Source organism: Spirillospora sp. NPDC047418, from assembly GCF_040643275.1.
Lineage (GTDB): Bacteria > Actinomycetota > Actinomycetes > Streptosporangiales > Streptosporangiaceae > Spirillospora.
This window is the reverse complement of the sequence record NZ_JBEYTW010000192.1, coordinates 1-3637: the sequence shown is the minus strand read 5'-3', so window position 1 is coordinate 3637 and position 3637 is coordinate 1. Positions and strand designations below refer to the sequence as shown.

The following is a 3637-nucleotide window of genomic DNA, read 5'->3' as shown; positions in this document are numbered from 1 at the left end:
TCAGCGACGCTCCCGCCATCGCGTCGGTCCCTGTCGAAGCAGGCGCGGTGGCTGCCCGTGGTCGCGCGGCCGCCGGGGTCGCCGACGACGCCGATGCCGACGACGCCGAGGTGCCCGGCGAGCCTCGGCAGGACGTGCGGAACACCGTCACGGTGCGGAAGGTCGTCCAGTCGGGACCGCGGCAGCAGCCGCGGCGCGGGACGCGGCAGCAGCGCCGCGGCGGCGGCAAGTAGAGCAAGGGGATTCTTCGAACGTGGACCTCGGAAAGCTGATCCAGGAACGGATCCGCGACATCCCCGACTACCCCAAGCCCGGGGTGATGTTCAAGGACATCACCCCGCTGCTGGCCGACCACGTCGCGTTCGCCGGGGTGGTCGACTCGATCGTCAACCACCACGGCCGCGGCACCATCGACAAGATCGTCGGCATCGAGGCGCGCGGGTTCATCCTCGCCGCGCCGGTCGCCTACCACTTCGGCGCCGGGTTCGTGCCGGTGCGCAAGAAGGGCAAGCTGCCCGCGGCGACGCACGAGCAGACCTACGACCTGGAGTACGGCAACGAGACGATCGAGATCCACGCCGACGCCCTCGAACCCGGGGACCGCGTGCTGATCGTCGACGACGTCCTGGCCACCGGCGGGACGGCCGCGGCCGCCGCCGAACTGGTCCGCCGCGGCGGCGCCGACATCGTCGGGCTGTCGGTCCTGCTCGAGCTGTCCTTCCTGCGCGGACGCGACAAGCTGGGGAATCTGGACGTTCATTCGCTGGTTACGGTCTAGTGCGAAACGGCCGCCGGATACACTGGCGCCATCAGGGTCCGGTGGGTACGGGCGCGACCCGCGGGGCGTGCACTGCAGCGCCCGGATGCACTGAGGAGGCTGGGTGCCCGGTGAGGTGGTATCGACCGGCGCGGTGAACGACGCCGCCGCGGCGCGCACGGCCGGGACGCATCCCGCGCGGGAGACCGCGGGGGAGCGGGCCGTGCAGGCCGCCGGGGCGTCCACGGTGCCGGCGCGGCGCGCCGACCGCCGTGCGCCACCGCCCGGACGTCCCGCCGAAGCCCGCCCGGCGCCCGAGGACCCGGCCGCGGAGGCCGCCCCGGCCACCGAAGAACCGCGGGCCGATCAGCCCGCCGCACGGTCCCCCCGACCCGAGACTTCCGCAGAGCGCGCCGCCACCAGGGAGGACGCCGATGACGCGTCCCGGCCCGATGTCCCGTCCAGGCCCACCCCGCCCGCGATCCCACCGTCCGCCGCCCGGGTGCGCCGCAGGCTCGCCCGGCTCGGCGCCCAGCGTGGCCCCACTATGAACCCGGTACTGGAACCCCTGATCAAGACGGTCCGCAACACCCACCCCAAGGCGGACCTGCGGCTCATCGAACGCGCGTACGACGTCGCGGCGCATTACCACCGCAACCAGAAGCGCAAGAGCGGCGACCCGTACATCACCCACCCCCTCGCGGTCGCGACGATCCTCGCCGAGCTCGGCATGAACACCGAGACGCTCTGCGCGGCGCTGCTGCACGACACCGTCGAGGACACCCCGTACACCCTCGACCAGCTGAGCGCCGAGTTCGGCGACGAGATCGCCGCGCTGGTCGACGGCGTCACCAAGCTCGACAAGGTCAAGTACGGCGAGGCCGCCGAGGCCGAGACCGTCCGCAAGATGGTCGTGGCGATGTCCCGCGACATCCGTGTCCTGGTGATCAAGCTCGGCGACCGGCTGCACAACATGCGCACGCTGCGCTACATGCCGCGGCACAAGCAGGAGAAGAAGGCCCGCGAGACCCTGGAGGTGTTCGCGCCGCTCGCGCACCGCCTCGGGATGAACACGCTCAAGTGGGAGCTGGAGGACCTCGCGTTCGCCACGATGTACCCCAAGCGGTTCGACGAGATCGCCCGCCTGGTGTCCGAGCGCGCCCCGCGCCGCGACGTCTACCTGCAGGAAGTGATCGAGAACGTCTCCACCGACCTGCGCGACGCCCGGATCAAGGCGACCGTGACGGGCCGGCCGAAGCACTACTACTCGATCTACCAGAAGATGATCGCGCGGGACGTCTCGTTCGATGACATCTACGACCTGGTCGGCATCCGGGTCCTCGTCGACAGCGTCCGCGACTGCTACGCCGCCCTCGGCTCGATCCACGCGCGGTGGAACCCGGTCCCCGGCCGGTTCAAGGACTACATCGCGATGCCGAAGTTCAACATGTACCAGTCGCTGCACACGACGGTGATCGGCCCCGAGGGCAAGCCCGTCGAGCTGCAGATCCGCACCTGGGGCATGCACCGCCGCGCCGAGTACGGCGTCGCCGCGCACTGGAAGTACAAGGAGGAGACGGTCGGCGGCCGCAAGGCCGGCGACATGCAGTGGCTCCGCCAGCTCCTGGACTGGCAGAAGGAGACGGCCGACCCGGCCGAGTTCCTGGAGTCGCTGCGCTTCGACCTGTCGGTGTCCGAGGTGTTCGTGTTCACCCCGAAGGGCGACGTGATCGCGCTGCCGCAGGGCGCGACCCCCGTCGACTTCGCGTACGCGATCCACACCGAGGTCGGGCACCGATGTATCGGCGCCCGCGTCAACGGGCGCCTCGTCCCCCTCGAATCGGCCCTCGACAACGGCGATACCGTCGAGGTCTTCACCTCCAAGTCCCCCGACGCCGGCCCGAGCCGCGACTGGCTCGGCTTCGTCAAGAGCGCCCGCGCCCGCAACAAGATCAAGCACTGGTTCTCCAAGGAGCGCCGCGACACCGCGATCGAGTCCGGCAAGGACGCCATCGCCCGCGCGATGCGCAAGCAGAACATGCCGCTCCAGCGGATGATGTCCGGCGAGGCGCTGCTCGCCCTCGCCCGCGACATGCGCTACCCGGACGTCTCGTCCCTGTACGCCGCCGTCGGCGAGAGCCAGGTCTCCGCGCAGCACGTCGTCCAGCGCCTCGTGGACGCCCTCGGCGGCGTCGAGAGCGCCGAGGAGGACCTCGCCGAGATCGCGCTGCCGACCCGCCGCAAGCAGCGCCGCGCGGGCGACCCCGGCGTCGTCGTCGCCGACGACCCCGACGTCTGGGTCCGCCTGTCGCGCTGCTGCACCCCGGTCCCCGGCGACGACATCGTCGGCTTCGTCACCCGCGGCCACGGCGTGTCCGTGCACCGCTCCGACTGCGCCAACGTCGCCTCGCTGAAGTCGCAGCCCGACCGGCTGATCGACGTCAAGTGGTCGCCCAGCGAGGAGTCGGTCTTCCTGGTGGCCATCCAGGTCGAGGCCCTGGACCGCCCGCGCCTGCTGTCGGACGTGACCCGCGTCCTGTCCGACCAGCACGTGAACATCCTGTCGGCGTCGGTCACCACCTCCCGGGACCGCGTCGCAGTCAGCCGGTTCACCTTCGAGATGGGCGACCCGAAGCACCTCGGCCACGTCCTGAAGGCGGTCCGCACCATCGACGGCGTCTACGACGTCTACCGGGTCACCAGCGGCGCCACGAGGTAGTGGCGGGCTACCGGCGGAGAAGACGAGCGGAGGCGGCCGCCACCGGGGGCCGCCGCCGGATGCGGGGGCGGGTGAGCCGTCCGCCGCGTCGTGCGCGGGGTCCAGGTCGGCACCCGCCTAGGGGCGCCGCTGCGGGGGGGTCGGGGTGGGCGGGGGGGGAC

General features: G+C 71.7%; 2 protein-coding genes and 1 pseudogene. All 3 read left to right on the top strand.

What is annotated here, in order from left to right:
• Window positions 1–233: pseudogene (locus tag ABZ806_RS44930) on the top strand (hypothetical protein); the annotation flags it as partial.
• A 20-nt stretch (window positions 234–253) separates the two neighbouring features.
• Complete coding sequence (locus tag ABZ806_RS44925) at window positions 254–778, top strand: adenine phosphoribosyltransferase (RefSeq protein ID WP_500226098.1); 525 nt, start codon at window positions 254–256, stop codon at window positions 776–778.
• Window positions 779–1304: 526 nt separating this feature from the next.
• Window positions 1305–3476, top strand: a complete 2172-nt coding sequence (locus ABZ806_RS44920; RefSeq protein WP_500226101.1) for a RelA/SpoT family protein — start codon at window positions 1305–1307, stop codon at window positions 3474–3476.
• Window positions 3477–3637: the final 161 nt, after the last annotated feature.

Bases quoted from the DNA above. Each gene is read 5' to 3' on its own strand.
- ABZ806_RS44920 (WP_500226101.1), top strand. From the start codon at position 1,305: ATGAACCCGGTACTGGAACCCCTGATCAAGACGGTCCGCAACACCCAC.